The sequence below is a fragment of the Curtobacterium oceanosedimentum genome (assembly GCF_040545555.1).
Lineage (GTDB): Bacteria > Actinomycetota > Actinomycetes > Actinomycetales > Microbacteriaceae > Curtobacterium.
This window is the reverse complement of record NZ_JBEPMD010000001.1, coordinates 325,244-348,829: the sequence shown is the minus strand read 5'-3', so window position 1 is coordinate 348,829 and position 23,586 is coordinate 325,244. Positions and strand designations below refer to the sequence as shown.

General features: G+C 71.7%; 23 protein-coding genes. 11 read left to right on the top strand and 12 right to left on the bottom strand.

Features of this window, described 5'->3' with window-relative positions; translation table 11 throughout:
* The first annotated feature begins 32 nt into the window (after positions 1-32).
* Positions 33-1,022, top strand: coding sequence for an acetylxylan esterase (locus ABIC52_RS01590; RefSeq protein ID WP_354026434.1), 990 nt, complete (start codon positions 33-35; stop codon positions 1,020-1,022).
* Positions 1,023-1,265: 243 nt separating this feature from the next.
* Positions 1,266-1,613, top strand: coding sequence for a helix-turn-helix domain-containing protein (locus tag ABIC52_RS01585; protein ID WP_354026433.1), 348 nt, complete (start codon positions 1,266-1,268; stop codon positions 1,611-1,613).
* On the opposite strand, the gene ABIC52_RS01580 is transcribed toward ABIC52_RS01585, so the two are convergent.
* Positions 1,571-2,143 carry a TetR/AcrR family transcriptional regulator gene (locus tag ABIC52_RS01580; protein WP_354026432.1) on the bottom strand — a complete coding sequence of 191 codons (573 nt, stop codon included), beginning with the start codon at positions 2,141-2,143 and terminating at the stop codon, positions 1,571-1,573. The two genes, ABIC52_RS01585 and ABIC52_RS01580, sit on opposite strands and share 43 nt — an antisense overlap.
* 119 nt (positions 2,144-2,262) lie before the next feature.
* On the bottom strand, positions 2,263-2,436 hold the full coding sequence (locus tag ABIC52_RS01575) for a hypothetical protein (RefSeq protein WP_174234769.1): 174 nt from the start codon (positions 2,434-2,436) through the stop codon (positions 2,263-2,265).
* A gap of 138 nt (positions 2,437-2,574) precedes the next feature.
* Between ABIC52_RS01575 and ABIC52_RS01570 the strand changes: the two genes are divergently transcribed.
* On the top strand, positions 2,575-2,769 hold the full coding sequence (locus ABIC52_RS01570) for a hypothetical protein (protein WP_126892678.1): 195 nt from the start codon (positions 2,575-2,577) through the stop codon (positions 2,767-2,769).
* Positions 2,770-2,814: 45 nt separating this feature from the next.
* On the opposite strand, the gene ABIC52_RS01565 is transcribed toward ABIC52_RS01570, so the two are convergent.
* From ABIC52_RS01565 to ABIC52_RS01545, 5 genes are all read right to left on the bottom strand, one after another.
* Positions 2,815-3,972 (bottom strand): PP2C family protein-serine/threonine phosphatase, encoded by a 1,158-nt coding sequence (locus ABIC52_RS01565; RefSeq protein WP_354026431.1) that lies wholly within the window; start codon positions 3,970-3,972, stop codon positions 2,815-2,817.
* Positions 3,973-4,135: 163 nt separating this feature from the next.
* The gene (locus tag ABIC52_RS01560; protein ID WP_354026430.1) at positions 4,136-6,676 is read right to left on the bottom strand and encodes a beta-xylosidase/alpha-l-arabinosidase; all 2,541 of its coding nucleotides are present in this window, start codon (positions 6,674-6,676) and stop codon (positions 4,136-4,138) included.
* The gene (locus tag ABIC52_RS01555) at positions 6,673-7,566 is read right to left on the bottom strand and encodes a carbohydrate ABC transporter permease (protein ID WP_209679692.1); all 894 of its coding nucleotides are present in this window, start codon (positions 7,564-7,566) and stop codon (positions 6,673-6,675) included. The genes ABIC52_RS01560 and ABIC52_RS01555 overlap by 4 nt, the downstream gene beginning before the upstream one ends.
* Entirely contained in the window at positions 7,566-8,585 is a 1,020-nt protein-coding gene (locus tag ABIC52_RS01550; protein ID WP_126892593.1) for a carbohydrate ABC transporter permease, read from the bottom strand. The genes ABIC52_RS01555 and ABIC52_RS01550 overlap by 1 nt, the downstream gene beginning before the upstream one ends.
* Positions 8,586-8,587: 2 nt before the next feature.
* Positions 8,588-9,886, bottom strand: a complete 1,299-nt coding sequence (locus tag ABIC52_RS01545) for an ABC transporter substrate-binding protein (RefSeq protein ID WP_126892594.1) — start codon at positions 9,884-9,886, stop codon at positions 8,588-8,590.
* 158 nt (positions 9,887-10,044) lie between these two features.
* Here ABIC52_RS01545 and ABIC52_RS01540 point away from each other — a divergent pair, with 158 nt between their 5' ends.
* A complete protein-coding gene (locus tag ABIC52_RS01540) occupies positions 10,045-11,073 on the top strand; it encodes a LacI family DNA-binding transcriptional regulator (protein WP_354026429.1) in 1,029 nt (342 codons plus the stop codon).
* Between the two features lie 561 nt (positions 11,074-11,634).
* Here the strand turns inward: ABIC52_RS01540 and ABIC52_RS01535 are convergent.
* Positions 11,635-12,621, bottom strand: coding sequence for an AraC family transcriptional regulator (locus tag ABIC52_RS01535; RefSeq protein WP_209679697.1), 987 nt, complete (start codon positions 12,619-12,621; stop codon positions 11,635-11,637).
* Between the two features lie 121 nt (positions 12,622-12,742).
* On the opposite strand from ABIC52_RS01535, the gene ABIC52_RS01530 reads away from it, so the two are divergent.
* Positions 12,743-13,189 carry a MarR family winged helix-turn-helix transcriptional regulator gene (locus ABIC52_RS01530; RefSeq protein ID WP_209679699.1) on the top strand — a complete coding sequence of 149 codons (447 nt, stop codon included), beginning with the start codon at positions 12,743-12,745 and terminating at the stop codon, positions 13,187-13,189.
* 161 nt (positions 13,190-13,350) lie between these two features.
* Entirely contained in the window at positions 13,351-13,503 is a 153-nt protein-coding gene (locus tag ABIC52_RS01525) for a hypothetical protein (protein ID WP_153257449.1), read from the top strand.
* A gap of 137 nt (positions 13,504-13,640) precedes the next feature.
* Here the strand turns inward: ABIC52_RS01525 and ABIC52_RS01520 are convergent, their stop codons facing one another.
* The 4 genes from ABIC52_RS01520 to ABIC52_RS01505 form a co-directional block, all read right to left on the bottom strand.
* A complete protein-coding gene (locus ABIC52_RS01520) occupies positions 13,641-14,489 on the bottom strand; it encodes a carbohydrate ABC transporter permease (RefSeq protein ID WP_209679701.1) in 849 nt (282 codons plus the stop codon).
* Positions 14,489-15,475 (bottom strand): carbohydrate ABC transporter permease, encoded by a 987-nt coding sequence (locus ABIC52_RS01515; protein ID WP_209679703.1) that lies wholly within the window; start codon positions 15,473-15,475, stop codon positions 14,489-14,491. The genes ABIC52_RS01520 and ABIC52_RS01515 overlap by 1 nt, the downstream gene beginning before the upstream one ends.
* Positions 15,472-16,791 carry an ABC transporter substrate-binding protein gene (locus ABIC52_RS01510; RefSeq protein ID WP_126892585.1) on the bottom strand — a complete coding sequence of 440 codons (1,320 nt, stop codon included), beginning with the start codon at positions 16,789-16,791 and terminating at the stop codon, positions 15,472-15,474. Before ABIC52_RS01510 ends, ABIC52_RS01515 begins: the two co-directional genes overlap by 4 nt.
* Before the next feature lie 315 nt (positions 16,792-17,106).
* On the bottom strand, positions 17,107-18,126 hold the full coding sequence (locus ABIC52_RS01505) for a LacI family DNA-binding transcriptional regulator (protein WP_354026428.1): 1,020 nt from the start codon (positions 18,124-18,126) through the stop codon (positions 17,107-17,109).
* 249 nt (positions 18,127-18,375) lie between these two features.
* On the opposite strand from ABIC52_RS01505, the gene ABIC52_RS01500 reads away from it, so the two are divergent.
* From ABIC52_RS01500 to ABIC52_RS01480, 5 genes are read left to right on the top strand one after another with little or no spacing between them, the layout of a single operon-like run.
* Positions 18,376-19,611: a sugar ABC transporter substrate-binding protein gene (locus tag ABIC52_RS01500; protein WP_354026427.1), complete on the top strand. Its 1,236-nt coding sequence runs from the start codon at positions 18,376-18,378 to the stop codon at positions 19,609-19,611.
* Between the two features lie 57 nt (positions 19,612-19,668).
* Positions 19,669-20,619 (top strand): carbohydrate ABC transporter permease, encoded by a 951-nt coding sequence (locus tag ABIC52_RS01495; protein ID WP_354026426.1) that lies wholly within the window; start codon positions 19,669-19,671, stop codon positions 20,617-20,619.
* The gene (locus tag ABIC52_RS01490) at positions 20,616-21,506 is read left to right on the top strand and encodes a carbohydrate ABC transporter permease (protein ID WP_126892467.1); all 891 of its coding nucleotides are present in this window, start codon (positions 20,616-20,618) and stop codon (positions 21,504-21,506) included. The genes ABIC52_RS01495 and ABIC52_RS01490 overlap by 4 nt, the downstream gene beginning before the upstream one ends.
* Positions 21,507-21,556: 50 nt before the next feature.
* Entirely contained in the window at positions 21,557-22,423 is an 867-nt protein-coding gene (locus tag ABIC52_RS01485) for a ThuA domain-containing protein (RefSeq protein ID WP_354026425.1), read from the top strand.
* Positions 22,420-23,541, top strand: coding sequence for a Gfo/Idh/MocA family protein (locus tag ABIC52_RS01480; RefSeq protein WP_354026424.1), 1,122 nt, complete (start codon positions 22,420-22,422; stop codon positions 23,539-23,541). Before ABIC52_RS01485 ends, ABIC52_RS01480 begins: the two co-directional genes overlap by 4 nt.
* Positions 23,542-23,586: the final 45 nt, after the last annotated feature.

The window sequence follows — 23,586 nt, the reverse complement described above, 5'->3', positions numbered from 1 at the left end:
CCCGGAACGACCCACCACCAGCGAGGACCCCGATGCCGCTCACCGACCTGCCCCTCGACCAGCTCCGCGCGTACCGCCCGACCGTGCGGCGGCCCGACGACCTCGACGCCTTCTGGACGGACACGATCGCCGAGGCCCGGGCGGCCGGTGCCGGGACCGAGCCCGTGCTCGTCCCCGCCACCACGCCGGTGACCGCGCTCGACGTGCAGGACCTGACGTTCCCGGGCTTCGGCGGCGACCCCGTCCGGGCCTGGGTCTCGCGTCCGGCGGGCTCGACGGATGACCTGCCCGCCGTGGTCGAGTTCATCGGGTACGGCGGCGGTCGGGGCCTGCCGGGCGAGCGGGTCTCGTGGGCACTCGCCGGGTACGTGCACGTCGTGATGGACACCCGCGGGCAGGGCAGCGGCTGGGGGTCCGGCGGCGACACCCCGGATCCGCACGGCTCCGGCCCGAACGGCGGCGGGTGGATGGCGAGCGGCATCGCCTCGCCCGCCGAGCACTACTACCGCCGCGTGTACACGGACGCGGTCCGGCTCGTCGACGCGGTCCGCACGCTGCCCGGTGTCGATCCGGACCGCATCGCGTTGACCGGTGGCAGCCAGGGCGGCGGCATCGCGATCGCCGCGGCCGCCCTGGTCGAGGCGCACACCGCGCCGCTCGTCGCCGTGCTGCCGGACGTCGCGTTCCTGTCGGACTGGGAGCACGGCACGGACGTCGCGGTGGGCGGCCCGTACCTGGAGCTCGCCCAGTACCTCGCCGTGCACCGGGACGCGGTCGAGACCGTGTGGGACACCGCGGCGTACTTCGACGGCGTGAACCTGGCCGCACGGATCACGGCCCCGGCGCTGTTCTCCGTCGCGCTCATGGACGACGTGGTGCCCCCACGCACGACCTTCGCGGCGTACAACGCACTGGCGTCGACGGACAAGCACATCGAGGTCTACCCGTACAACGGCCACGAGGGCGGCGGCCACCGGCACTGGGAGCGGCAGGCGGCGTTCCTGGCGCAGCGCCTCAGCTGACCCGCAGTCGAATTCAACAACGCCGGACCGGCGGCGACCGCCGACCCCGACGCCCTGCCCGCGCTCCGCCGGACGATCGCCGGGGCCGCGGGGACACTGTGGGACCCGCCCGCCGCGCCGCCCCTCCGCGAGGCGCAGCGCCGGAGGATCGCCGAGGCCGTCCTCGAGGTCTTCGACCAGACCCCGCCGTCGGGCATCGCTGCGGCGGGGCACGGCGCGGTCCGTGTCGCCCAGGAGTGGATCGTGGCGAACGCCCGCCGACCGCTCACCACGGCCGACCTCTGCCGCGCCACGGGGCTCAGCGCTCGGGGCCTGCAGGCGGCGTTCCACCGTGCGGGCGCGGCGAGCCCGATGCAGTTCCTGCGCGACGTGCGACTGCACCGCGTGCAGGCGGCACTCGAGGCCGGGGACCCGTCGACCACCACGGTCGCCGAGGTCGCCAGGGCGTGGGGCTTCGCGCACCTCGGTCGGTTCGCGGGCACCTACGCCGGCACCTTCGGCGAGCGCCCCTCGGACACGCTGCACCGGAGGGTCCGGCGGGAGACCGGTCAGTCCCCGAGCAGTGCTCCGACGGCGTCCACGACGACCTGACGGCGGCGCATCGGCACGACCGAGGCGACCGGAGCGGACGCCTCGGGCGGGAGGGTCGACCAGACCTCGGCGAGCTGGACGACGAGCCCGTAGAGCACCGCGGGGCGGAAGCGTCGCGGGAGCACCCCGGCGCGCTGGGCCCGCTCGACCTCGGCGACGGCGTCGGCGTACTGCTCGGCGAGCGCCTCGACCGGCGTGTCCGGCCGCTCGAGCCGGTGCCAGGTCGCGAGCCGCTGCACCCACGGGCGCTCGACCAGGACGTCGTGCAGGCGACCGGCCCACGCGGCCAGGTCGGCGGTGTCGAGCGGCGCGGCGTCGTGCACGGCCGTCAGCTCGCTCGTCAGCAGCGCGTCGAACAGTCCGTCCTTGCCCCCGAAGTAGTGGAAGACCTGCGCCTTGTTGCTGCCGGCCTCGGCGGCGAGGCGCTCGACGCGCGCCCCGGCCAGCCCGTGGGCGGCGAACTCGTCGCGGGCGGCGGCGAGCAGGGTCGCGCGCATCGCGTCGGCAGCGGGGGGCGTGAAGCGGGCCATGTCCGACACGGTACCGATCCGCGGACCGGTCCCGGTGGCGACGCGGCGACCGGGGACACACGGGAGGCCCGTGGCGGCGTCGCCACGGGCCTCCCGTCCCGTCTCGTGGTCGGGTCCGGCTAGTCCGCCGACTCGTCGTCCTCTTCGGGGTTGAAGTGCGAGTCGTCGCCGGCGAAGCCAGCGGCCACCCCCTCGGGGTGCGCGGGGATCGTGCCGTCCTCGCCGAGGCCGTCGGGCTTCTCGGTGCCCTCGGGGTCGTTGACGGTGTCGCGCGGGTCGTCGGCGTCGGTCATGGCGTGCTCCTTCACGGTGTGAGGAGGGCCACGGTACCCACGCTCCCCCGGGGTTCCCGGAGCGTGCACGGGTCCCGGGCCTCCCGGTGCGGTCCACGGCCGTGTAGCCTCGCGGGCACAGCGACCAGGAGGGGCGTCATGGGGGACACCGACGACGATCGACCGTGGGGCGACGACGCGTTCGAGCACCCGCGGAAGCGCGGCTGGTTCGCGACCGCGGTGAGCATCGTGACGCGCTCCGTGACGGCCGTGGGCGCCGCGAGGAACGGCGCGCAGTCGCCACGGCAGCTCCCGCTCGACCCGCGTCCGGGTCGGTACGACCACCGCCCCTGACGCGCTCGAGCGAACACGGTGGCGGGCCACCTCAGCGCTGCGCGGTCAGGCCCGGCCGAGGACGACGACCGTCACGTCGTCCTCGGCCCGCTCGGCCGCGCGCAGCCGCACCGTCTCGAGGAAGGCGACGACGCCGGACGCGGTGCGCAGCGTCCGGGCGAGGTCGAGCAGCGTGTCGATCGTGCCGTCGCCCAGGTCGAGCGCCCCGTCGCTCACCACGACGAGGGCGTCGCCGGGCTCCAGGGTCGTGGTCGACGCCCGGCGCGGGGTGCCCTCCGGGTGCAGTCCGAGCGGCAGCCCGTGCGACCGGAGCACCCTCGGCGTGCCGTCCGCCGGGACGTGCACCGCCAGCCCGTGGCCCGCGTCCACGATGTCGACGACCCCGCTGGCCGGGTCGAGCCGGGCGTGGAACAGGGTGGCGAAGGCGCTCGCGCGGCCGAGGTCCTCGGCGAGGGCGGGTTCGACGGCGGTGACCGCTGCGACGGGCGGGACGGTCCGGTGCTGCCGGAGGGCGGAGCGGATGCCCGCCGCGAGCAGTGCGGCCGGCTGTTCCTTCCCCATGACGTCGGCGAGGGTCAGCACGAGGTCACCGTCGACCACGGACCAGTCGTGCAGGTCGCCGCTGAGGTCCCCGTAGGGCACGGTGATCCCGTCGATCCGGTACCCGGCGGGTGCGACGGCGCGCGGCGCGAGGGCGGTGGCGACCTCGAGCAGGCGGTCGTGGTGCAACCCCTGCCCGAGGGCGCGTTCGGCCCAGTGCCCGAGGTCGATGAGCGCGGCGGTGTCCTGCGGGGAGAACGCACGCGGTCGGGTGTCCATGAGGCAGAGCGTCCCGACGGGCTCCCCGCCGGCGATGGTCAGCGGGACGCCCGCGTAGAACCGGATGCCGCGCCGCGTGACACCCGGCAGGTCGGCGGTGCGGGGATCGGCCGTGGTGTCCGGCACCACGGTCGGCTCCGTGTGCTGCACCGTCAGCTGGCAGAACGACCACCCGACCGGTCCGGAGACGATCTCGTCGGGGACGTTCGGCGTGAGGGTGTGCAGCAGGTCGTCGTCGAGCACGTTGACGTAGGACAGCGGCACGTCGAAGACCTCGCGTGCGACCCGGACGATGCGCTCGAAGCGCTCCGACGGTGGCGCGTCGACGACGTCGAGCGCCGCGACGAGCGCGCTGCGCACGCGTGCCTGGTCGTCGGTGCTCACGGGTGTCGTCCTCCTCCTGGTCCACCGGGGCCGCGGTGCGTGGTGGCACACCGTGTCGCGGTCCCCGTGGAAGACTCGTTCCACCGTACCGGCCCGACGCCGGGACGCACGCGGACGCCGCCGCGGGGTCCCTGATCCGGACACTCCGCGACGGCGTCCTCGGTCAGACGGTCGTCCAGGTGACGGTGCGCCGGTCGGCCAGCGAGACCCCGTGCACGGCGCCGGTCAGGCCAACGACCGCACGCTCCGTCGCCGACCGGGGGAACTCGTGCCGGACCGGCCCGTCGCCGGACGCGACGATGCCGCCCGTCTCCAGCGGGCCTCCCGGCCGCGACGCCGACGCGTCGGACGCGACCCACACCTCGACGTCGCCCGGCTCGACCACCTTCCGCATCGCACGGTCGGTGAAGGCGAACCGCGCGACGGGCACGTCGAACCGCACCGTGACGGACTCCCCCGCCGCCACGGCGACCCGCGCGTACCCGAGCAGCTGCGCGACCGGACGCGTGATCGACGCGTGCGGGTCGTGCCCGTAGAGCTGGACGACCTCGACGCCGTCCCGGTGGCCGGTGTTCCGCACGGTGACCGACGCGGTGAACGACCCGTCCGTGGTCGCGGTCCCGTCCACGGTCAGGTCCTCGTACGCGAAGGACGTCCACGTCAGGCCGAAGCCGAACGGTCGGACCGGGGTGGAGTCCGTCGCCGTGACGTCGGACGGACCACCGAGGCGCGGGTGCAGGTACGAGTACGGCTGGGCCCCGGCCGACCGCGGCAGCGAGACCGGCAGGCGACCCGAGGGTGCGGCGGCGCCGGTGAGCAGGTCGGCGATCGCGGTGCCGCCCTCCTCGCCGGGGAAGAACGCCTGCACGACCGCCGCGGGCTTGTGCTGGTCGCCGTCGAGCGCCCAGCCGATGGCGTACGGGCGACCGGTGAGCAGCACGACGACGGTCGGGGTGCCGGTGCCGACGACGGCCTCGACGAGCTCGCGCTGCACCCCGGGCAGGTCGAGCGACTCGGAGTCGTTGCCCTCGCCGACCGTGCCACGACCGAACAGGCCGGCCTGGTCGCCGACCACCACGACCGCGACGGCGGACTCCTGCGCGACCGCGACGGCCTCGGCGATGCCGGAGCGGTCGTCGCCCTCGACCTCGGTGCCGCGGGCGTACCGGACGGCGTCGGGTCCGAGCGAGTCCTGCAGCGCCTCGAGCACGGTCGGGATCGCGAAGCCGAGGTCCAGCCCCGGGTGGGTGGCGAGCACGTGGTTCGCGAACGAGTAGCAGCCCTGCAGGGCCTCGGCGCGGTGGGCGTTCGGGCCGATCACCGCGACCGGGCCCTGCAGGACGGCGCCCGGGGTCCGGGAGACGGGGGCGGCAGCGCCGCCACCGACGGGGGCGGCGGCGCCGCTGCCGAGCGGCAGCACGCCGTCGTTCGACAGCAGCACCAGCGACTCGGCCGCCAGTCGCCGCGCCAGCGCCCGGTGCTCGGGCGAGTCGAGGTCGACGGCCGTCGGCGGCTCGTCCTCGAAGGCCTCCGGGTCGAGCAGACCGAGCCGCTCCTTCTGCCGGAGCACGCGCAGCGCGGCACGGTCGACGAGGGCCTCGTCGACGAGTCCGCTGCGGACCCGCTCGACGAGCGGCGCGAGGTACGCGTCACCCGTCGGCAGCTCGACGTCGATGCCGGCCGCGAGCGCCGTCGCGGCCGCCTCGCCGCGGTCACGGGCGACACCGTGCATCACCTCGAGGAACGCGACGGAGAAGTAGTCCGCCACGACCGTCCCGTCGAACCCGAGCCGGTCGCGCAGCAGGTCGGTGAGCAGCGCGGGGTCGGCGGCGACGGGCACGCCGTCGATCTCCGCGTACGAGTTCATGACGCTCCGGGCACCGCCGTCGACGAGCGCCATCTCGAACGGCGGCAGGAAGACGTCGGCGACCTCGCGCGGACCGGCGTGCACCGGCGCGTGGTTGCGACCGGCCCGTGAGGCCGAGTACCCGAGGAAGTGCTTGAGCGTCGCGTCGACACCGGCGCTCTGCACACCGCGCACGTACGCGGTGCCGACCGTGCCGACCAGGTAGGGGTCCTCGCCGATGCACTCGTCGACCCGTCCCCAGCGGGGGTCCCGCACGACGTCGAGCACGGGCGCGAGGCCCTGGTGGACGCCGAGCTCGCGCATCGAACGGCCGATCACGGCGCCGACCTGCTCGACGAGCTCCGGGTCGAACGTCGCTCCCCACGCCAGCGGCGTCGGGAAGGTCGCCGCCTTCCACGCCGCGAGTCCGGTCAGGCACTCCTCGTGGACGAGCGCCGGGATGCCGAGGCGCGTCTCGCGCTTCAGCCGCCGCTGCTCCGCCCACAGCCAGGCGGCACGCTCGTCGGGTTCGACGGGTCGGGTGCCGTACACGCGGGTGTACTGCCCGAGTCCGTGCCGGGTGACGTCGGCGAGCGCCGTCCCCTGCTGCGCTGCGGCCATCTCGCCCTGCATCGGGGCGACGACACCGTTCTGGTCGAGCCAGTAGCCGACCAGCTGCGCCGTCTTCTCCTCGAGCGTCATCGCGGCGAGGAGCGCGGTGACGCGGTCGGACGGGAGGCCCGGGGCGGCGCCGCCACGCGCCTCCCGTCCGTCGCGGGTGGCGTCGGTGAGCGGCGGTGCGGACGTGCCGCGCGCCTCCTGGCCGTCGGTGGTCACCGTGTGGTCGAGCGTGGTCACCCCTTCACCGCCCCGGTCAGGCCGCCGACGATGCGCTTCTGGAAGATCGTGAAGAACACCAGCGCGGGGATCATCGACATCGACGTGAACGCGAGGACCTTGGCCGTGTCGACGGAGTACTGCGACGAGAACGCCTGGACACCGAGCGGCAGCGTGTACGCGGCCTCGTTGTTGAGGATGAACAGCGGCAGGATGTAGCTGTTCCAGCTGCCGATGAAGGCGAGGATCCCGACCGTCACCACGCCGGGCAGCGACAGCGGGACGATCATGCGGAAGAAGAAGCCGAGGCGGCTGGCGCCGTCGATCGAGGCGGCCTCCTCGAGCTCGTCGGGGATCGCCCGCAGGAACGGCACCAGGATGATGACGGTCGTCGGCAGGGCGAAGGCGATCTGCGGCAGGATCACACCGGCCAGACTGTTCGTGAGACCGAGGTCCTTGACGAGCAGGTAGAGCGGCGTGATGGCGACCGTGATGGGGAACATCAGGCCCGCGGCGAACAGCGCGTACACCGCCCCGCGGCCCCGGAAGGAGTAGCGGGCGAGCACGAAGCTGACCATCAGGCCGAGCACGACGACGCCGAGCGTGGTGCTCAGGGCGCTGATCGTCGAGTTGCCGAGCTGCTGCCAGAAGATCCCGCTCGACAGCACCGAGCCGTAGTTGCCGAACTGGAACGGAGCCGGCAGGCCCGCAGGGCTCGTCGTGATCTGCGAGTTCGTCCGGAACCCGCCCAGCACGATGTAGAGCACCGGGGCGAGGTTCGCGGCCACGAACAGGATCGCGACGACGTAGGTCAGCGGGCTCGCCTGACCGAGGGCGGCCCCGGACTTCCGCGCCCGGGCACCACGGCGACCGGGGGCGACGAGGTTGGTGGTGGCGCTGGTGATGGCCATCAGTGCTTCCTCTCGGTGATGGCGCCCGCGGTGTCCCGACGGAGCACGAAGTGCTGGTAGACCAGGGCGACGGCGAGCGAGATCAGGAACATGACCACGGCGACGGCGCTGCCGAACCCGTAGTTGCCCGAGGTCCGGCCGTTCGCGACCATGTACGTCGCCATGGTCGAGGTGCCCGCGGTCGAGGAGATGTACTGGCCCCAGATGATGTAGACGAGGTCGAACAGCTGGAGGGAGCCGATGATCGACAGGAACGCCCAGATGCGGATGGTCGGGCCGAGCAGCGGCAGCGTGATCCGGCGCTGGATCTGCCAGTAGCTCGCGCCGTCGATCGCCGCCGCCTCGAAGAGCTCCTCGGGGATGCTCTGCAGGCCGGCGAGGAACAGGATCACCGCGAAGCCGATGTACTTCCACGAGATGATCGCGAGGAGGCTCCAGATCGCGATGTCCGGGTTCGAGAGCCAGTCCTGACGGAGGCCCCCGAGCCCGATGCCCTGCATCAGGTCGTTCACGGCACCGTTCGACTGGAGCATGAGGCTCCAACCGGTGCCGACGATGACCTCGGAGATCACGTACGGCACGAAGACGAGCACGCGGACGAGTCCGCGGCCGCGCATCTTCTGGTTGAGCAGGAGCGCGAGGACGATCGCGATCGGGCCCTGCAGCACGAGCGACATCACGACGATGAAGCCGTTGTGCAGCAGGACGGACTGGAACGCCTTGTCCTGGAAGATGATCAGGTAGTTCTGCAGCCCGACGAAGTTCGTCGGTGGGCCGTAGCCCTGCCACTTGTAGAAGCCGTAGTACGCGGCCAGCGCCACCGGCAGGATGACGAAGGTCACGAAGACGATGACCGCGGGTCCGGCGAGGACCGCGATCTCGACGCGCTTGCGCCAGTCGGCGACGCGCTTGGCGGTCCGCCGGGCGGGGAGCGGCGAACCGCTCCCCGCCGGGGACGTCCCGGGAGCTGTGCCCGACGCCTTCGCCGGGTTCGTGCCGAGGGAGGTGTCGAGCGCCATGATCAGCCCTTGGCCGCAGCCTGGTTGGTGGTCTCGACGATGTCCTTCGCGCTGCCCTTGCCGGCGAGCAGGTCGACGACGCTGGTGTTCAGCGCGTTGCCGACGTTCTGGCCGTACAGGGTGTCGAGGTACTGCGAGACGAACGGAGCCTCCTGGTAGGCGGCGAGGGCCGTCTTCAGGTAGGGCTCGGAGACGACCGACTGGGCGTCCTTGTTGACGGGGATGGCGTTGAAGGCCTTGTAGTAGGCCTCCTGGTTGTCCTTCTGCACGATGAAGTTGAGGAAGTCCGTGCAGGCCTTCTTCGGGGCCTGTGCCGAGCAGGAGTTGCCGTCGACACCACCCATCATCGACTTCGGGTCACCCTTGCCGCCGTCGACCGCCGGGAACGGGAACCAGCCGAGGTCCTGCAGCGGCTTGGAGTCCGGGGTGAGCGAGGCGATCACGCCCGGGTCCCAGGCGCCCATGAGCTCCATCGCGGCCTTGTGGTTGGCCAGGAGTCCGGCCGAGCTGCCGGCACCCTGCTGTGCGGCGGTGGTGAGGAAGCCCTGGTTGAACGGCTCGGTCTTGTTGAAGTCCTCGAGCTGCTGACCAGCCTTGGTCCAGCAGGCGTCGTCGAACTTCAGCGTCTTCGCGGCGTCGTTCAGCGTCTTCTCGCTGCACTCGCGGAGCGCGAAGTTGTAGTACCAGTGCGCGGCCGGCCAGGCGTCCTTCGCGCCGACGGCGACCGGGTCGATGTCCTTCGCCTTGAGCTTGGCGACGTCCTCGTTCAGCTCGTCCATCGTGGTCGGGGTGCCCTCGATGCCGGCCTCGGCGAACAGGTCCTTCGAGTACCAGATGCCCTCGGGGAGCACGGCGCCCGGCATCGCGTAGGTCTTGCCGTCCTTCTCGTACCCGGCGAAGGTGCCCTTGCTGATCGACTGCTTCGCGTCGGCGCTGATCGAGTCGGAGATGTCCATCAGCTGACCGGCGGCGATCATCGCGTCCATCTTGCCGCCGCCGCGCTGCAGGAAGATGTCGGGACCGTCGCCGGAGTTCAGCGCGGTCTGGAGCTTGCCGTCGAGGTCCTCGTTCTGGATCGCCTGGACCTTGATCGTGACGTTCGGGTACTTCTGCTCGAAGGCCTTGACCGTGTCGTCCCAGTAGGCCTTGCCCGGACCGGTGGTCGAGTTGTGCCAGAAGGTCATCGTGACCTTACCGCCGTCCTGGGACGGGTCGCTGCCGCCGGCGGAACAGCCCGCCATGGTGAGCGCGGTGGCCCCGACCAGCGCGATGGCTGCCGCGGCACGGATCTTCCTCGTCATCGTGGAACTCCTCGGTGTCGTCGTTGACGTTCGCGGCAGTCGATGCCGCTGCGGAGAGCGTGCCAGGTGCTCCGCAGCGTTGTCAATCGTTATCGATAACGTTTTCTAACCGTGATGCGCGGACTGGCGGAATGCGGCTCCGGCGGTACGGTGAGCACATGCAGACCGCCGTCGATCCCACGCCCGGACCGGGGCGGGTCACGATCGCGGACGTCGCGCGCGCCGCAGGTGTCTCGATCCCGACCGTGTCGAAGGTGGTCAACAACCGCGACGGCGTCGCACCCGCGACGATGCTCCGCGTGCAGGAGGTCGTCGAGCGCCTGGGCTACGAGACGTCCCTGGTCGCGCGGAGCCTGCGGAGCTCGCGCACGAACGTGATCGGCATCCTCGTGCCCGAGTTCGAGCCGTTCTCGACCGAGCTGCTGCGCGGTGTCTCGGCCGCGACCACGGGCACGGGCTACGAGCTGCTCGCCTACGCCGGGCTCGAAGCAGGCACCGGGCAGCCCGGGTGGGAACGCCGGTCACTGTCACGCCTGTCCGGCACGCTGATCGACGGTGCGATCGTCGTCACCCCGTCCGCGGCCCTGTCGGGAGCGTCCATCCCCGTCGTGGCGATCGACCCGCACACCGGACCGGAGGGCCACGCCACCGTCGACACCGACAACGCTGCCGGGGCCCGGGACGCCGTGGAGCACCTGCTCGGCCTCGGGCACACCCGCATCGCCCACGTGCAGGGCCGCGGCGACCTGGCGTCGTCGCAGCTGCGCGAGACCGGGTACCGGGACGCCCTCGCCGCCGCGGGCATCGCGGTCGACGAGCGGCTCGTCCGCGCCGGTGACTACCAGGAGGAGCGCTCCGCCGCCGTGGCGCACGACCTCCTGACGCTGCCGGACCGCCCGACGGCGGTGTTCGCGGCGAACGACTCGTCGGCCATCGGCGTGCTGCACGCCGCGACATCGCTGGGGCTGCGCGTCCCCGAGGACCTGTCGGTGGTCGGGTTCGACGACGTCCCGCAGGCGTCGACGACCACGCCGCCGCTCACCACCGTGGCCCAGCCGCTCGCCGAACTCGGCGCGAGCGCGGTCACGATGCTCCTCGCGATGCTCCGGGGCGAGCCGACGAGCGACCACGTGCGACTGCGCTCGACGCTGCGCGTCCGCAGCAGCACGGCGCCGGCGCGCGGCTGAAGCGCAGCGGGCGCGCGGCGGGCGCGCGGCGTGCAGCGCGCGGCGCGCAGCCGGCACCGCGCCTCCCCTCGGCACGACGAGCGGGCCACATCTGTCACGCTCGGCGCCGCTGGCAGCCGATCGCACCCGCTCGGCGCACGGCTGCGGCATGTCGTGCCCGCTTGGCCGTCGCGACGGGTCTGCGGACGGGAGGCGCGCGGTCACCTGGCACCGCGCCTCCCGTCCGGCGGCCCTCGCCTGCTGCGCGGTGGCGCGAGTCGTCCGCGGAAGCGACAGTGCGCCGCCGTCGGGAGACGGAAGCGTGTCGCTTCCGCGGCACGGCGCGGCGCGGCGCCGTAGCGGCCGCAGCGGCCGCACCGCCCGCAGCGGCCGCACCGCCCGCAGCGACCGCGGCGGCCGCGGCACGCGCGGCACAACCGAAGGCACGCCGCGCCACGGCCTTCCGCGGCGCGACGTGCTCCTGGTTGCGCGCGAGCGCGTCGCGCCGACCGGCGCTGCGCGGCGCGGCCGCGGCCGCGACCGGGCGAGCCGCGACCGCCGCGCGGCCGAGCCGCGCGGCCCTCAGCGCCGCAGGGTCTGCTTCGGGTACTCGCCGAACCGCTCGGCGTAGGACGCCGAGAACCGCCCGAGGTGCGCGAAGCCCCAGCGGCGCGCGATGTCCCCCACGGCGCCGGCCTGCGGCCCTGCCTCGAGCAACTCCTCGTGCACGCGGTCGAGCCGCACCTGGCGCAGGTAGGTCAGCGGGGAGACGTCGAACACCCGGCGGAACGACTCCTGCACGGACCGGACGCTGAGCCCGGCGGCCTCGGACAGGTCGACGATCGACACGGGCTCGGCGGCGTGCGCGTGGATGTACTCGACGGCGGCGCGGAGCCGGGCGTTCCGCGGCTGCTCGAGCACGTCGGGCAGGCTGCCGCTCTGCGGCGGGAACATGTCGAGGAAGACCTCGGCGGCGGCGACCTTGGCGTCCTGCCAGACGTCCGAGTCCGGCCCGCCCACGCGGAGGGCCCGCGAGAGCGCCGTCAGCGCCCCCTGCCACCGGTGCCCGATCGACTCGTCGGCGCCGCGTCGCGCGTCGAAGCGCAGCGGTCGGTCCGCGACGTCCGACCGTGTCGCGGCGACCCGCCGGACGAACTCGCGGTCGAAGTGCACCAGACGCTGGTCGTAGTCCGCGGTGACGAAGCCGAACTCCTCGTCGGCGGGGAACATCACCGGCACGTCCAGGAGCATCGGCCAGCGCTCCCCGCGCACCTCGAGTTCCCCCGTCCCCGTGCTGATCCACGTCACCACGTAGTCGACCGACCCCGAGGGCATCCACCCGCGGATCTCGCCGTGCATCTGCGACCGGCGGATGGTGACCTCGCTGTCGCCGATCGCCGTGTACCGGTAGTCGAACCGCCCGTGCGACGGGACGGCACTCCACCGCTCCCCCGCGTAGATGCCGCCCAGGTCGCGGACGGCGGTGTCCGGCCGCGTCCCGGAGACCTCGAATCGCACCGGCGCGATCGTCCCCTCGGCGCCGAACGCCTCGATCAAGGGATCAGCCACGACGATCCCGTTCGCGATCGCCTGTCCAGTTGACGCATGCTTCCTCGTTATCCGGATACGGTTCCAGGGTGGGTGCGGCGTAGTGTCGCGCACGACCGACGCACTCGGAGGGGGCGACCACGTGAGTGAGATCGACCTGACGGCCGCGATCACCCGGCTGGAGGCCGCGATGGGCGCGCTCCGGGGTCGACTGCGCGAACGACTCTCGGTGTCCGGTTCCGACCTGACGGTCCTGCAGTTCGTCGCGCGGGCCGCTGCTGCCGGACGCACGGTGCGGGTGAAGGACCTCGTGTCGCACCTCGGGCTCTCGAGCCCAGCGGTCACCGGAACGGTCGACCGGCTCGAGCGCGCCGGTCACCTGTGCCGCGTCCCGAACCCGGAGGACGGCCGCAGCCGGTACATCGAACTGACCCTGGAGACGCAACGCGCCTACGCCGCCGCGATGGACAGCACGAACGAGCACCTGCACGAGCTCCTGTCCTCCTTCTCCGAGCGCGAGACCACGCGGTACGTCCGCGTGATCGACCGAGTGATCGAGGCGCTCGAGTACGGCGCTCCGACCCCTTGACGGCAGGCTACGGGCGGCTGGGGACCCTGCTCGAACATTTGTCCAACAAGCGCAGTTAGGTCAGTTCCCGACCTACATCGGCGGACGCGGGACGCCGTTGCACGTACCGTCGCCCTCGGGTACCCCCACACGGGGGTGGATCAGGGAAACGGGGAGGAACCATGGGTTCGTACCAGTCCGAGCCGGGCATCGACCCGGTGCGCATCGAGACGTTCCGTCGGATGCGCAAGCGTTGGAAGTACGGCGAGCTGCAGGACGTCAACGGCCTGTACGCCGACTTCTTCACCGACACCGCACGCGACGGACGTCGCTGACGGCACGTGACCGGTCCGGCTCGCGACGATCGCGCACCGGACCGGTGACGGACGGGAGGCCCGTGGCGGGATCGCCACGGGCCTCCCGTCCGTCACCGGGGTCGGTGACCGTTCCGTGGTCACCGAGCGCGCGGAGGTCACCCCTTCACCGCACCGCTGGTGAGCCCGGAGACGATCGACCGGCGGAACACCAGCACGAGGATGACGATCGGGATCGTCGCCGCGACGCTCGCCGCGAAGATCTGCGCGAACGGCACCGTGAACTGCGTGCCGAACAGGGCGATGCCGACCGGGATGGTGCGGAACGAGTTCTCGCTGTTGAACGTCAGCGCCATGAGGAACTCGCTCCACGACGCCGTGAACGTGAAGACGCCGACGGTGAACAGTCCGGGCTTCGCCATCGGCAGGATCACCGACAGCACGGTGCGCCAGGCGCCGGCGCCGTCGATCTCGGAGGCCTCCTCGATGGTGGAGGGGATCCCCTGCAGGTAGTTGCGCATGATCCAGATGGCGAACGGCAGGTTGAACGCCACGTACGGCACGATCAGGCCCGGGTACGAGTTGAGCAGCCCGAGGTTCCGCTCGAGCAGGTACAGCGGCGTCAGGACCGCGATCGCCGGGAAGACCGACAGCATGAGCAGCGAGGTCATGATCGCCGTCCGGCCCTTGATCCACCGCCCGGCGAGGGCGTAGCCGGCGAGGAACGACAGTGCGAGCACGATGACCGTCGTGGCCACCGACACCACGATGCTGTTGACCATGTACTGCCCGAGGGCGTTGTCGCGGAAGGCCACGACGAAGTTGTCGAACGTGAGCGACTGCGGCACGACGGTCGGCGGCGACTGCGCGATCTCCGACGACGGCTTGAGCGACGTGGAGACGAGCCAGTAGAGCGGCAGCGCGGTGAGCACGGCGATGACGACACCGCTGACGTTGACGGTGTTGACCCACTTCCGCCAGCCCTTGCGGACACGTTGACGGGGCATCAGGCATCCCCTCCCTTCGCCTGGTTCCGGAACGCCCGCAGGAAGAGCAGGCACCCGACGGCCACGATGACCGCGGTGCTGGTCGCGATCGCGGCGCCCGGTCCGATGTTGATGTCCTGGAAGAGCACCTTGTAGCCCATGATCGCGAGCGACTGGGTGGTGGTGCCCGGTCCACCGTTCGTCAGCACGAACGGCAGGTCGAAGACGCCGAACGCCTGCAGCACGCGGAACAGGACCGCGATCGTCAGGGTCGGCGTCAGCTGCGGGACGACGACGCGCCAGAACGTCTGCCACCCGTTCGCCCCGTCGAGCTCGGCGGCCTCGTACAGGTCCTCCGAGATCTGGACGAGGCCCGCGAGCAGGATGATCGCGACGAACGGTGTCGTCTTCCAGATGTCCGCCACCATCAGGCCCGTGATCGCGGGGACCGGTTCGCCGAGGATCACCGGGGCGTCGCCGAACAGGCCGAAGAACCACGTCGCGACGCCGTACGTCGAGTCGTAGATGTACTTCCAGAGCTGCGCGTTGACGATCGTCACGAGCGACCACGGCACGAGGAGCAGCGCGAGCATCCACCCGCGGGTGACCCCGAGCCGCTCGAGCACCAGGGCGACGAGCATGCCGAGCACGAGCTCCACGGACACCGTGACGACGGTGTAGAGCACCGTGAAGCCGAGTGCCCGGTACCAGTCGGCGCTCTGCAGCAGGGCCGCGTAGTTGCCGAGGCCGAAGCCCTGGATCGTGAAGCCGTCGTAGCCGATCTCGACGTCCGCGAAGCTCAGGACGATCGAGTACACCACCGGGAAGATCGTCACCGCGGCGACGACCAGGAGCGCCGGGGCCGCGAAGCCCCACGCACCGCGGGCACGGACGCGCTCCATCCGCGACCGTGCGGTCGTCGGGCGGTACCGGTCGGGCTTCCCGGTGCCCGGCGTCCGTCCGCCGGTCTCGCCGGCCGAGGTCCGCGTCGCGGTGCCGGCGCTCACAGCGCGTCCCCGGTCAGGGCGAGCGAGATGGCCGAGGCCATCGAACGGGTGCCGCCGTCGACCGATGCCTGGCCGCCGAGGATGCTGTTGCCGTTCTGGTAGACGCCCTGCGAGACCTTCGGGTAGTACGCCGTCGAGGTCGGGCGGGGCACGAGGGTGATGCCCGCCGCGGTGTCGTACGTCGGGCGGTCCTGCCGCTTCGCGTCGTCGCTGACCAGGCTCGCGCTGCGGGCCGGCAGCACACCGCCCTCGCGGGTGAGGAACTGCTGCGCCGTCTCGCTCGACATCCACGCCGCGAAGGTCAACGCCGCCGCGGGCTGCTGGGTGTGCGGGTTGATGTAGTTCCCCCACCCGCCGATCGTCGAGTGGTGCTCGTCCATGCCGTCGAACGTCGGGCGGGGCGCGAGGCCGACCTTGCCGGCGACCGCCGAGTCCGGGCCGTTCGCGATGCCCCAGGCGTACGACCAGTTGCGCAGGAACGCGGCGCGGCCGCCCGCGAAGGCGTCGTTCGTGTCCTGCTCCTGGTACGTCAGGGTCGCACGGGGAGCGGCGCCGTCGGTGATGAGCGAGCGCATGAACTCGAACGCACGCTTGGTCTCCGAGCTCGTCGTCGCGGGCTTCGTCAGGTCGTCGTTGAGCAGCGACCCGCCGGCGTCCGCGACGAACTCGGTCACGTTGCAGGTGAGGCCCTCGTACACGTCGCCCTGGAACGCCAGCCCGTAGTCGACGTCGCCGGTGTCCACGAGCTTCTTCGCGGTGTCCTTGACCTCCTCCCACGAGCGCGGGACCTGGAGCCCGTGCTTGTCGAGGAGGTCCTGCCGGTACAGGAAGAACGACTCGTCGATGTAGAGCGGGAACATGTAGTAGGTCCCGTCGACGCTCGCCGCCAGGCGGAGCCCCTCGGGGAACTGCTCGAAGAAGTCCTCCCCCACGAGCTGGTTCACCGGGGTCGCGAGCTTGTTCTTCGCGAACTGCCCGGGCCACGCGACGTCGCCCAGGTACACGTCGGGCGTCGGACTGCCCGCGGCGATCTGCGTCGTCAGGCTGGTGCGGTTCGTGTCGGTGTCGCTCGGGGCACTCACGATCCGCACGCGGATGTTCGGGTGCTCCTTCTGGAACTCCGCGATGAGCCGACGGCGGAGGTCGCCGCCGTCCTTCGAGGCGACCTGCCCCGCCCACCAGCTGATCGTGACGTCACCCTCGGGCGGGTCGGTGGGCCACTCCTCGACGGTGGTGCGCTCCGGCCGGGTGGAGCACCCGGCGAGCAGCAGCACCCCCGTGCCCCCGAGCAGGAAGAGCCTGCGGTCGATTGCCATCCGTCCTCCTCGACGAAGGGTGCGCGAGCACCCGGCGATCTCGTTGCCCCACAGAACCAAGCGCTCCTGTGCAGTCGCACAGGGAAGGTGAGTATGAGACGGACGGGAGGCGCGGTGCGGGCCCGCCACGCGCCTCCCGTCCGGCGGTGGGGCAGGGCGCGGCGGTCGGCGGTCGGCGGTCGGCGGTCGGCGGTCGGCGGTCGGCGGTCGGCGGTCGGCGGTTGAGACTCGCGCTGCGCGACCGTTCTCGTGGCCCGCGCCCCGAGGGACGTCGCTGGGCGCGAGACTCGCCGGCGGCCGGCGGCCCGCCCCGGGTCAGCGCGTGGGGGCGGCGGCCGTCGACTCGGCGGGTCGGAGCACGCAGGGCAGCAGGAAGTGCGGCAGCTCGACGGACGTGCCGTCGAGGCGGTCGATCAGCGCGTCCGCCGCGCGGACGCCGAGCTCGCGGCCGGGCGCGATCATCGTCGAGAGGCGCGGGTGGTGCTGGTCCCCCGCTGCCGCGGAGGACGCGATGCTCAGGACCGAGACGTCGTCCGGCACCCGTCGACCCGCGGCGTACAGGCCGACGAGCAGCCCGGCGGACGAGTCGTCCTTCATCACGAGCACCGCGGTGACGTCGGGGTCGGCCTCGAGCAGGCGCCGGGCAGCGTCGCGGCCGCCCTCGCTCCCGGGGCCGGCGTACACGATCGTTCCCGCACCGCCGCGATCCGCAACCGAGCGACGGAAGGTGTCCTCGACCCGCAGGTGCGGCGCGTACCCGGCCATCGGCGTGCCCTCAAGGTTCTCGAGCACGAGCCCGAAGCGCCGGTGGCCCAGGTCCTGCAGGTGGTCGAGGCCGTCCTCGATGGTGGTCTCGAAGTCGATGTCCACGTACGGCAGCTCGTCCGCGTCACGCGTCCGGCCGATCAGGGTGAACGGGACGCCGAGCTCCGACAGCTTGACGACGCGCGGGTCGTCCATCCGCACCTCCATGAGCACGACGCCGTCGACGAGACCGCCGGAGACCAGGTCGTCGAGGTCGTCGCCCGCCGGGTCGACCGGCCACAGCACCAGGTGGTAGCCCCGCGCGGAGGCCCGCTCGGCGGCGTTCATGAAGAACTCGGACGTGGTCGGGCTGAAGCGGTTGCCCGTGGTCGGGAACAGCAGGGCGATGATCCGGGTCCGTCGGCTCGCGAGGGCGCGCGCCACGACGTTGCCGCGGAACTTCAGCTCGCGCATCGCTGCGGTGACCTTCGCCGTGGTGGCCGGCGTGACGTACTTCGTGCCGTTCACCACGAACGACACCGTCGCGATGGAGACCCCGGCACGGTCGGCAACCTGCTGCATCGTGGCCATCGGACCCTCCTGATCGATCGGTACCGCCCGGCTTCCGAGGCACGTCCAGGAGCAGGACGGCGACGGTGCCGACCTGCCCCGCGTGCGCTGCGGTGGTCCTGAGCATAGTCCCGCGGCGGAACCAGAAAAGCGCTTTACAGGTGAAGCGCTTTTCTGTTAGCTTCTCGCCCCAGGACCACCGCGACGACGACGTCAGTGGAGTCGACGCACCGTGTCCTTCCCCGCATCCGCGAAGAGAAGAGCAGTGCAATGAAGCCTGGTTTCCGCTCCACGTCCCGCCGGGGCCGCGCCCTCGTCGGCGCCGCCGCGATCGTCGCGACGGTCCCCCTCGTCCTGGCCGGGTGCTCCGGCGCCGGCAACGCGTCGTCGTCCGGCGGCGGGAAGACCCTCACGATCGAGGACTACTACGACGCGAACTACGACCCCGTGTACCAGCAGTGCGCGAAGGACGTCGGCGTCGAGGTGAAGATCAACCACGTCGCCGGAGCCGGCCTCATCTCGAAGGTCCTGCAGCAGGCGTCGTCGCGCACCCTGCCCGACGTGCTCATGCTCGACAACCCCGACGTCCAGCAGATCGCCTCGTCCGGAGCGCTCTCCGACCTCGCCGACTACGGTCTCGACGCGGACGACGACGTCCCCGGCGTGAAGGGCGCGAACACCTTCGAGGGCAAGCTCTACGGTCTGCAGCCGAACACGAACTCCATCGCGTTGTACTACAACAAGAAGCTGCTCGCCGACGCCGGCGTCCAGCCGCCCAAGACGTGGGACGAGCTGAAGGAAGCGGCGAAGAAGCTCACCAACGGGTCGACGTACGGCTTCGCGATGAGCAACATCAACACCTACGAGGGCACCTGGCAGTTCCTGCCGTTCTTCTGGTCGAACGGCGGTGACGAGAAGGACATCGCGACGCCCGAGGCCGCGCAGGCGCTGCAGCTCGTGCAGGACCTGCAGGACGACGGCTCGATGTCGAAGAGCTCGATCAACTGGGCACAGGCCGACGTCAACAACCAGTTCATCGCCGGCAAGGCCGCGATGATGATCAACGGTCCGTGGCAGCTGCCGGCACTCAAGAAGGCGAAGGACCTGGAGTTCGACAGCGTCCCGATCCCGACGCGCACCGGGTCCGAGACCGTCGCCCCGCTCGGCGGCGAGGCCTTCACCGTCCCGCAGACGGGCGACAAGGAGAAGATGCAGCTCGCCGGCAAGTTCGTCGGGTGCCTGAACAGCGACAAGATGCAGGCCGTCCTGGCCGGGGTCAGCGGGAACGTGCCCACCAACATCGAGGTCGGCAAGAAGTGGGCCGAGGACCACGCCGACGTGGCCTCGTTCGTCACCACCGTGCAGACCGCCCGCGCGCGCACCGGCGAGCTCGGACCGGACTGGCCCAAGGCCGCCACGAAGATCTACACCGCCGTCCAGCTCGCGCTGACCGGCAAGGCCGACCCCGAGCAGGCGCTCGAGCAGGCGCAGTCGCAGAACCAGTAGCGGAGCCGGGGAGCCGGTCGCGAGACCGGCTCCCCGCCCCTGACGGAAGGACCTGACATGAGCGCCTCCACGCAGATCCGGCCCCGGGCGACGACGCCCGCGGCCCCCGCCCGCCCCGGACAGCGCCGCGCGCGCCTCCGGTCGACCATCACCCGCTGGCTCTTCGTCGTGCCGGCCGCGGTGTTCGTCGCCCTGTTCTTCGGCTACCCCGTGGTCAAGAACGTCGTGATGTCGTTCCAGGACTACACGACGAAGACCTTCTTCACCGGCGAGGCCCCCTGGGTCGGCCTCGGCAACTACGTCGCGGTCTTCTCGAGCAGCGTCTTCACGACCAGCGTCGTCAACACCGCCCTGTTCACCGCGGGCTCGATCGTCCTGCAGTTCGTCCTCGGCCTCGGCCTCGCGCTGTTCTTCCGGCGGCACTTCCCGCTGTCGGGCTTCCTGCGCGGCCTGCTGCTCCTGCCGTGGCTGCTGCCCCTCATCGCGTCGAGCGCGGTGTGGAAGTGGCTGCTCGACCAGGACAGCGGTGCACTGAACCAGCTGCTCGGCGTCGTCGGCATCGGCCCGGTGCCGTGGCTCGTCAGCCCGAGCCTGGCCCTCATCGCCGTGATCGGCGTGAACGTCTGGCTCGGCATCCCCTTCAACACGACGATCCTGTACAGCGGGCTGCAGTCCGTCCCGCCGGAGCTCTACGAAGCGGGCGCCCTCGACGGTGCCACCGGGTTCAAGGCGTTCCGGTACATCACCTGGCCGAGCATCCGGAGCGTCGTGAGCGTGGTGATCGTGCTCGGGGTCGTCTACACGCTGAAGGTCGTCGACATCATCCTCGGCCTGACCGGCGGCGGTCCCGCGAACTCGACGCAGACCCTCGCCACGAACGCCTACCACCAGTCGTTCATCAACTTCCAGTTCGGCATCGGAGCCGCGGTGAGCAACGTGCTCATCGTCGTCTCGTTCGTCTTCGCGATGGTCTACATCGCGATCTCACGGAAGGCGGTCGACGAATGAGCGTCGGACTCGCGAACCAGACCGTCACCGTCACGCGCGCGATCACGACGAAGCGGAGCGCGCGATCGCCTCGACCACGCCGCACCGCGAAGGGGCTGCCCTTCACCATCCTCGGGATCGTGTTCCTCGCGATCATGATCTTCCCCGTCTACTGGATGGTGAACACCAGCCTGCAGGCCACCTCGGGCGCCGCCACCGCCACCTGGTTCCCGTGGAACCCGACGTTCGCCGGGTACCGGGCCGCGTTCGCCCAGCAGGGGCAGAACTTCGTGTCGAGCATGATCATCGGCCTCGGCACCGTCGTGCTGACGCTGGCGATCGCCACCCCGGCGGCGTACGGCCTCGCCCGGTTCCGGATGCGCGGCACGAAGGTGTTCCTGCTCGTGCTGCTCATCACGCAGATGATCCCCGGCATCGTCATCGCCAACGCGCTCTACACGCTGTTCAACAACGTCGGGCTCCTGAACAGCTACGTCGGGCTGATCCTGGCCGACAGCGCCGTGCAGGTGCCGTTCGCGATCCTGCTCATGCGGGCGTTCATGGAGTCGATCCCGCCGAGCCTCGTCGAGGCCGCGCTGGTCGACGGCGCGAACGACCTGCGGGCCTTCGTGTCGATCGTCCTGCCGATCAGCCGCAACGCCATCGTCACCGCGGCGCTCTTCACGTTCCTCGGCGCCTGGGGCGACTTCCTCATCGCCCTCACCCTCACCTCGACCGACGCGGTCCGCCCGATCACGCTCGGCATCTACAACTACATCGGCTCGAACGTCACCGACTGGGGGCCCGTCATGGCGACGTCGGTCCTCGCGTCACTGCCGGCGGCCGTGCTCCTCATCGTCGCCCAGCGCTACATCTCCGCCGGTGCACTCGGCGGCGCGGTCAAGTGACGACCGCCCCCGCCGGTGCACCCCGCCACTCCTCCAGGAAGGCCCACACCATGACCACCACCCCGCTGCGCATCACCGTCTGGGGCGAGAACGTCCACGAGCAGGTCGAGCAGCACGTCGCCGAGCGCTACCCCGACGGCATGCACGGCGCCATCGCCGACGGCATCCGCGAGAACCTGCCCGACGCCGTCGTCCGGACCGCGACCATGCAGGAGCCCGAGCACGGGCTGTCCGAGGCCGTGCTCGCCGAGACCGACGTCCTGACCTGGTGGGGGCACGCCGCCCACGCCGACGTCGACGACGCCGTGGTCGACCGCGTCCACAAGCACGTCCTGTCCGGCATGGGCCTGGTCGTCCTGCACTCCGGCCACTGGTCGAAGATCTTCGGCAAGCTCATGGGCACCACGTGCACCCTGCGCTGGCGGAGCGAGCACGACCAGGAACTCGTCTGGACCGTCAACCCGCAGCACCCCATCACGCGGGGCGTGCCGAACCCGATCGTCATCCCCGAGCAGGAGATGTACGGCGAGTACTTCGACGTGCCCACGCCCGACGAGCTCGTCTTCATCTCCGGGTTCACCGGTGGCGAGGTCTTCCGCAGCGGCATGACCTACCGTCGCGGCCTCGGGAAGATCTTCTACTTCTCCCCCGGTGACCAGGACTTCCCCGTGTACCACCACCCGGACGTCCGACGCGTGGTCGCCAACGGGGCCGAGTGGGCCCGACCGGAGCGTGAGCGCGAGCTCCCGACGCTGCGCCGCTACGACCTCGGCGAGTACTTCGAGGGCCAGCACTACCGCGGCCCGTTCGACGACGCACCCGAGGACGAGACCACCGAGCCCACCGAGCCCACCGAGCCCGCGGCCGCCGAGCCCGCAGCCGCCGAGCCAGCCGAGTCCGCCGAGGCCCGCGCATGACCGACCACGCCCCGCTGCGGGTCGTGCAGGTCGGCGCCGGCGGGATGGGACGCGCCTGGCTCGGTACCGTCGCCGCCGACCCGGACGTCGAACTCGTCGGCGTCGTCGACCTCGACCTCGACGCCGCGCGCGCCGGGGCCGAACTCGCCGGCTCCCCGACGATCCCGGTCGGGCGCGACCTGCCCGCACTCCTGGCGGAGACCGGCGCCGAGGCCGTCCTCGACATCACGGTGCCCGTGGCCCACCACCCGGTGACGATGGACGCCCTGCACGCCGGGCTCCCCGTGCTCGGCGAGAAGCCCGCGGCGCAGACCGTTGCCGAGGCGCTCTCCCTCGCCGCCGCCGCCGAGGCGACCGGCCAGCTCTTCATGGTGTCCCAGTCGCGCCGGTACAACGACCAGCTCGTCGCCTTCCGGCAGCACGTCCGCGCGCTCGGCGGTGTCGGCAGCCTGGGTACGCGCTTCGCGAAGGCCCCGCACTTCGGCGGCTTCCGCGAGGAGATGGACGACGTGCTGCTCCTCGACATGGCGATCCACGCGTTCGACTCCGCCCGGTACGTGCTCGAGCGCGAACCCGTGTCGGTGTACTGCGAGTCGTGGAACCCGTCGTGGTCCTGGTACCGCGGGGACGCGAACGCCGCCGCGGTCTTCGCCTTCGAGGACGACGTCCGCTACGTCTACGACGGCTCGTGGTGCGCGCCCGGCGACGAGACCTCGTGGAACGGCGACTGGCACGCGTCCGGCGCGTCGGGCTCCGCCGCGTGGGACGGCGACCACGATCCGTCGAGCGTGATCGACGACGCCCCCGGTGCGCCCGCGGCGGCCCCGGGGGTCGGCTCCGAGATCGCCGGGGCTCTGGCGTCGTTCGTCCGGGCCGTCCGGACCGGGACCACCCCCGACGGCGAGGTCCACGGCAACGTGATGAGCCTGGTGATGGTCGACGCGGCGATCGCCTCGGCCCGCTCGCGACAACGCGTCGTGGTCGACGACGTGCTCGAGCAGGCGCACGCGACGGCGCTCGAGGTCGAGCGGGACGACGCCGTCCGCGAGCGGCTCGCCGCGTGGGGCTCGGTGCGGCAGGCGCTCGCCTCCGCGCCGGACCGGACGCCGGCCGGCTGACGCGAGCACACACGGACTGGAGGCGGGGGGGGCGCCGGGGCCCCC

Bases quoted from the DNA above. Each gene is read 5' to 3' on its own strand.
- ABIC52_RS01570 (WP_126892678.1), top strand. From the start codon at position 2,575: ATGGGGGACACCGACGACGATCGACCGTGGGGCGACGACGCGTTCGAG.
- ABIC52_RS01485 (WP_354026425.1), top strand. From the start codon at position 21,557: ATGACCACCACCCCGCTGCGCATCACCGTCTGGGGCGAGAACGTCCAC.
- ABIC52_RS01590 (WP_354026434.1), top strand. From the start codon at position 33: ATGCCGCTCACCGACCTGCCCCTCGACCAGCTCCGCGCGTACCGCCCG.
- ABIC52_RS01500 (WP_354026427.1), top strand. From the start codon at position 18,376: ATGAAGCCTGGTTTCCGCTCCACGTCCCGCCGGGGCCGCGCCCTCGTC.
- ABIC52_RS01545 (WP_126892594.1), bottom strand. From the start codon at position 9,886: ATGACGAGGAAGATCCGTGCCGCGGCAGCCATCGCGCTGGTCGGGGCC.
- ABIC52_RS01495 (WP_354026426.1), top strand. From the start codon at position 19,669: ATGAGCGCCTCCACGCAGATCCGGCCCCGGGCGACGACGCCCGCGGCC.
- ABIC52_RS01520 (WP_209679701.1), bottom strand. From the start codon at position 14,489: ATGCCCCGTCAACGTGTCCGCAAGGGCTGGCGGAAGTGGGTCAACACC.
- ABIC52_RS01510 (WP_126892585.1), bottom strand. From the start codon at position 16,791: ATGGCAATCGACCGCAGGCTCTTCCTGCTCGGGGGCACGGGGGTGCTG.
- ABIC52_RS01480 (WP_354026424.1), top strand. From the start codon at position 22,420: ATGACCGACCACGCCCCGCTGCGGGTCGTGCAGGTCGGCGCCGGCGGG.
- ABIC52_RS01555 (WP_209679692.1), bottom strand. From the start codon at position 7,566: ATGGCCATCACCAGCGCCACCACCAACCTCGTCGCCCCCGGTCGCCGT.
- ABIC52_RS01580 (WP_354026432.1), bottom strand. From the start codon at position 2,143: ATGGCCCGCTTCACGCCCCCCGCTGCCGACGCGATGCGCGCGACCCTG.
- ABIC52_RS01490 (WP_126892467.1), top strand. From the start codon at position 20,616: ATGAGCGTCGGACTCGCGAACCAGACCGTCACCGTCACGCGCGCGATC.
- ABIC52_RS01505 (WP_354026428.1), bottom strand. From the start codon at position 18,126: ATGGCCACGATGCAGCAGGTTGCCGACCGTGCCGGGGTCTCCATCGCG.
- ABIC52_RS01575 (WP_174234769.1), bottom strand. From the start codon at position 2,436: ATGACCGACGCCGACGACCCGCGCGACACCGTCAACGACCCCGAGGGC.
- ABIC52_RS01540 (WP_354026429.1), top strand. From the start codon at position 10,045: ATGCAGACCGCCGTCGATCCCACGCCCGGACCGGGGCGGGTCACGATC.
- ABIC52_RS01525 (WP_153257449.1), top strand. From the start codon at position 13,351: ATGGGTTCGTACCAGTCCGAGCCGGGCATCGACCCGGTGCGCATCGAG.
- ABIC52_RS01550 (WP_126892593.1), bottom strand. From the start codon at position 8,585: ATGGCGCTCGACACCTCCCTCGGCACGAACCCGGCGAAGGCGTCGGGC.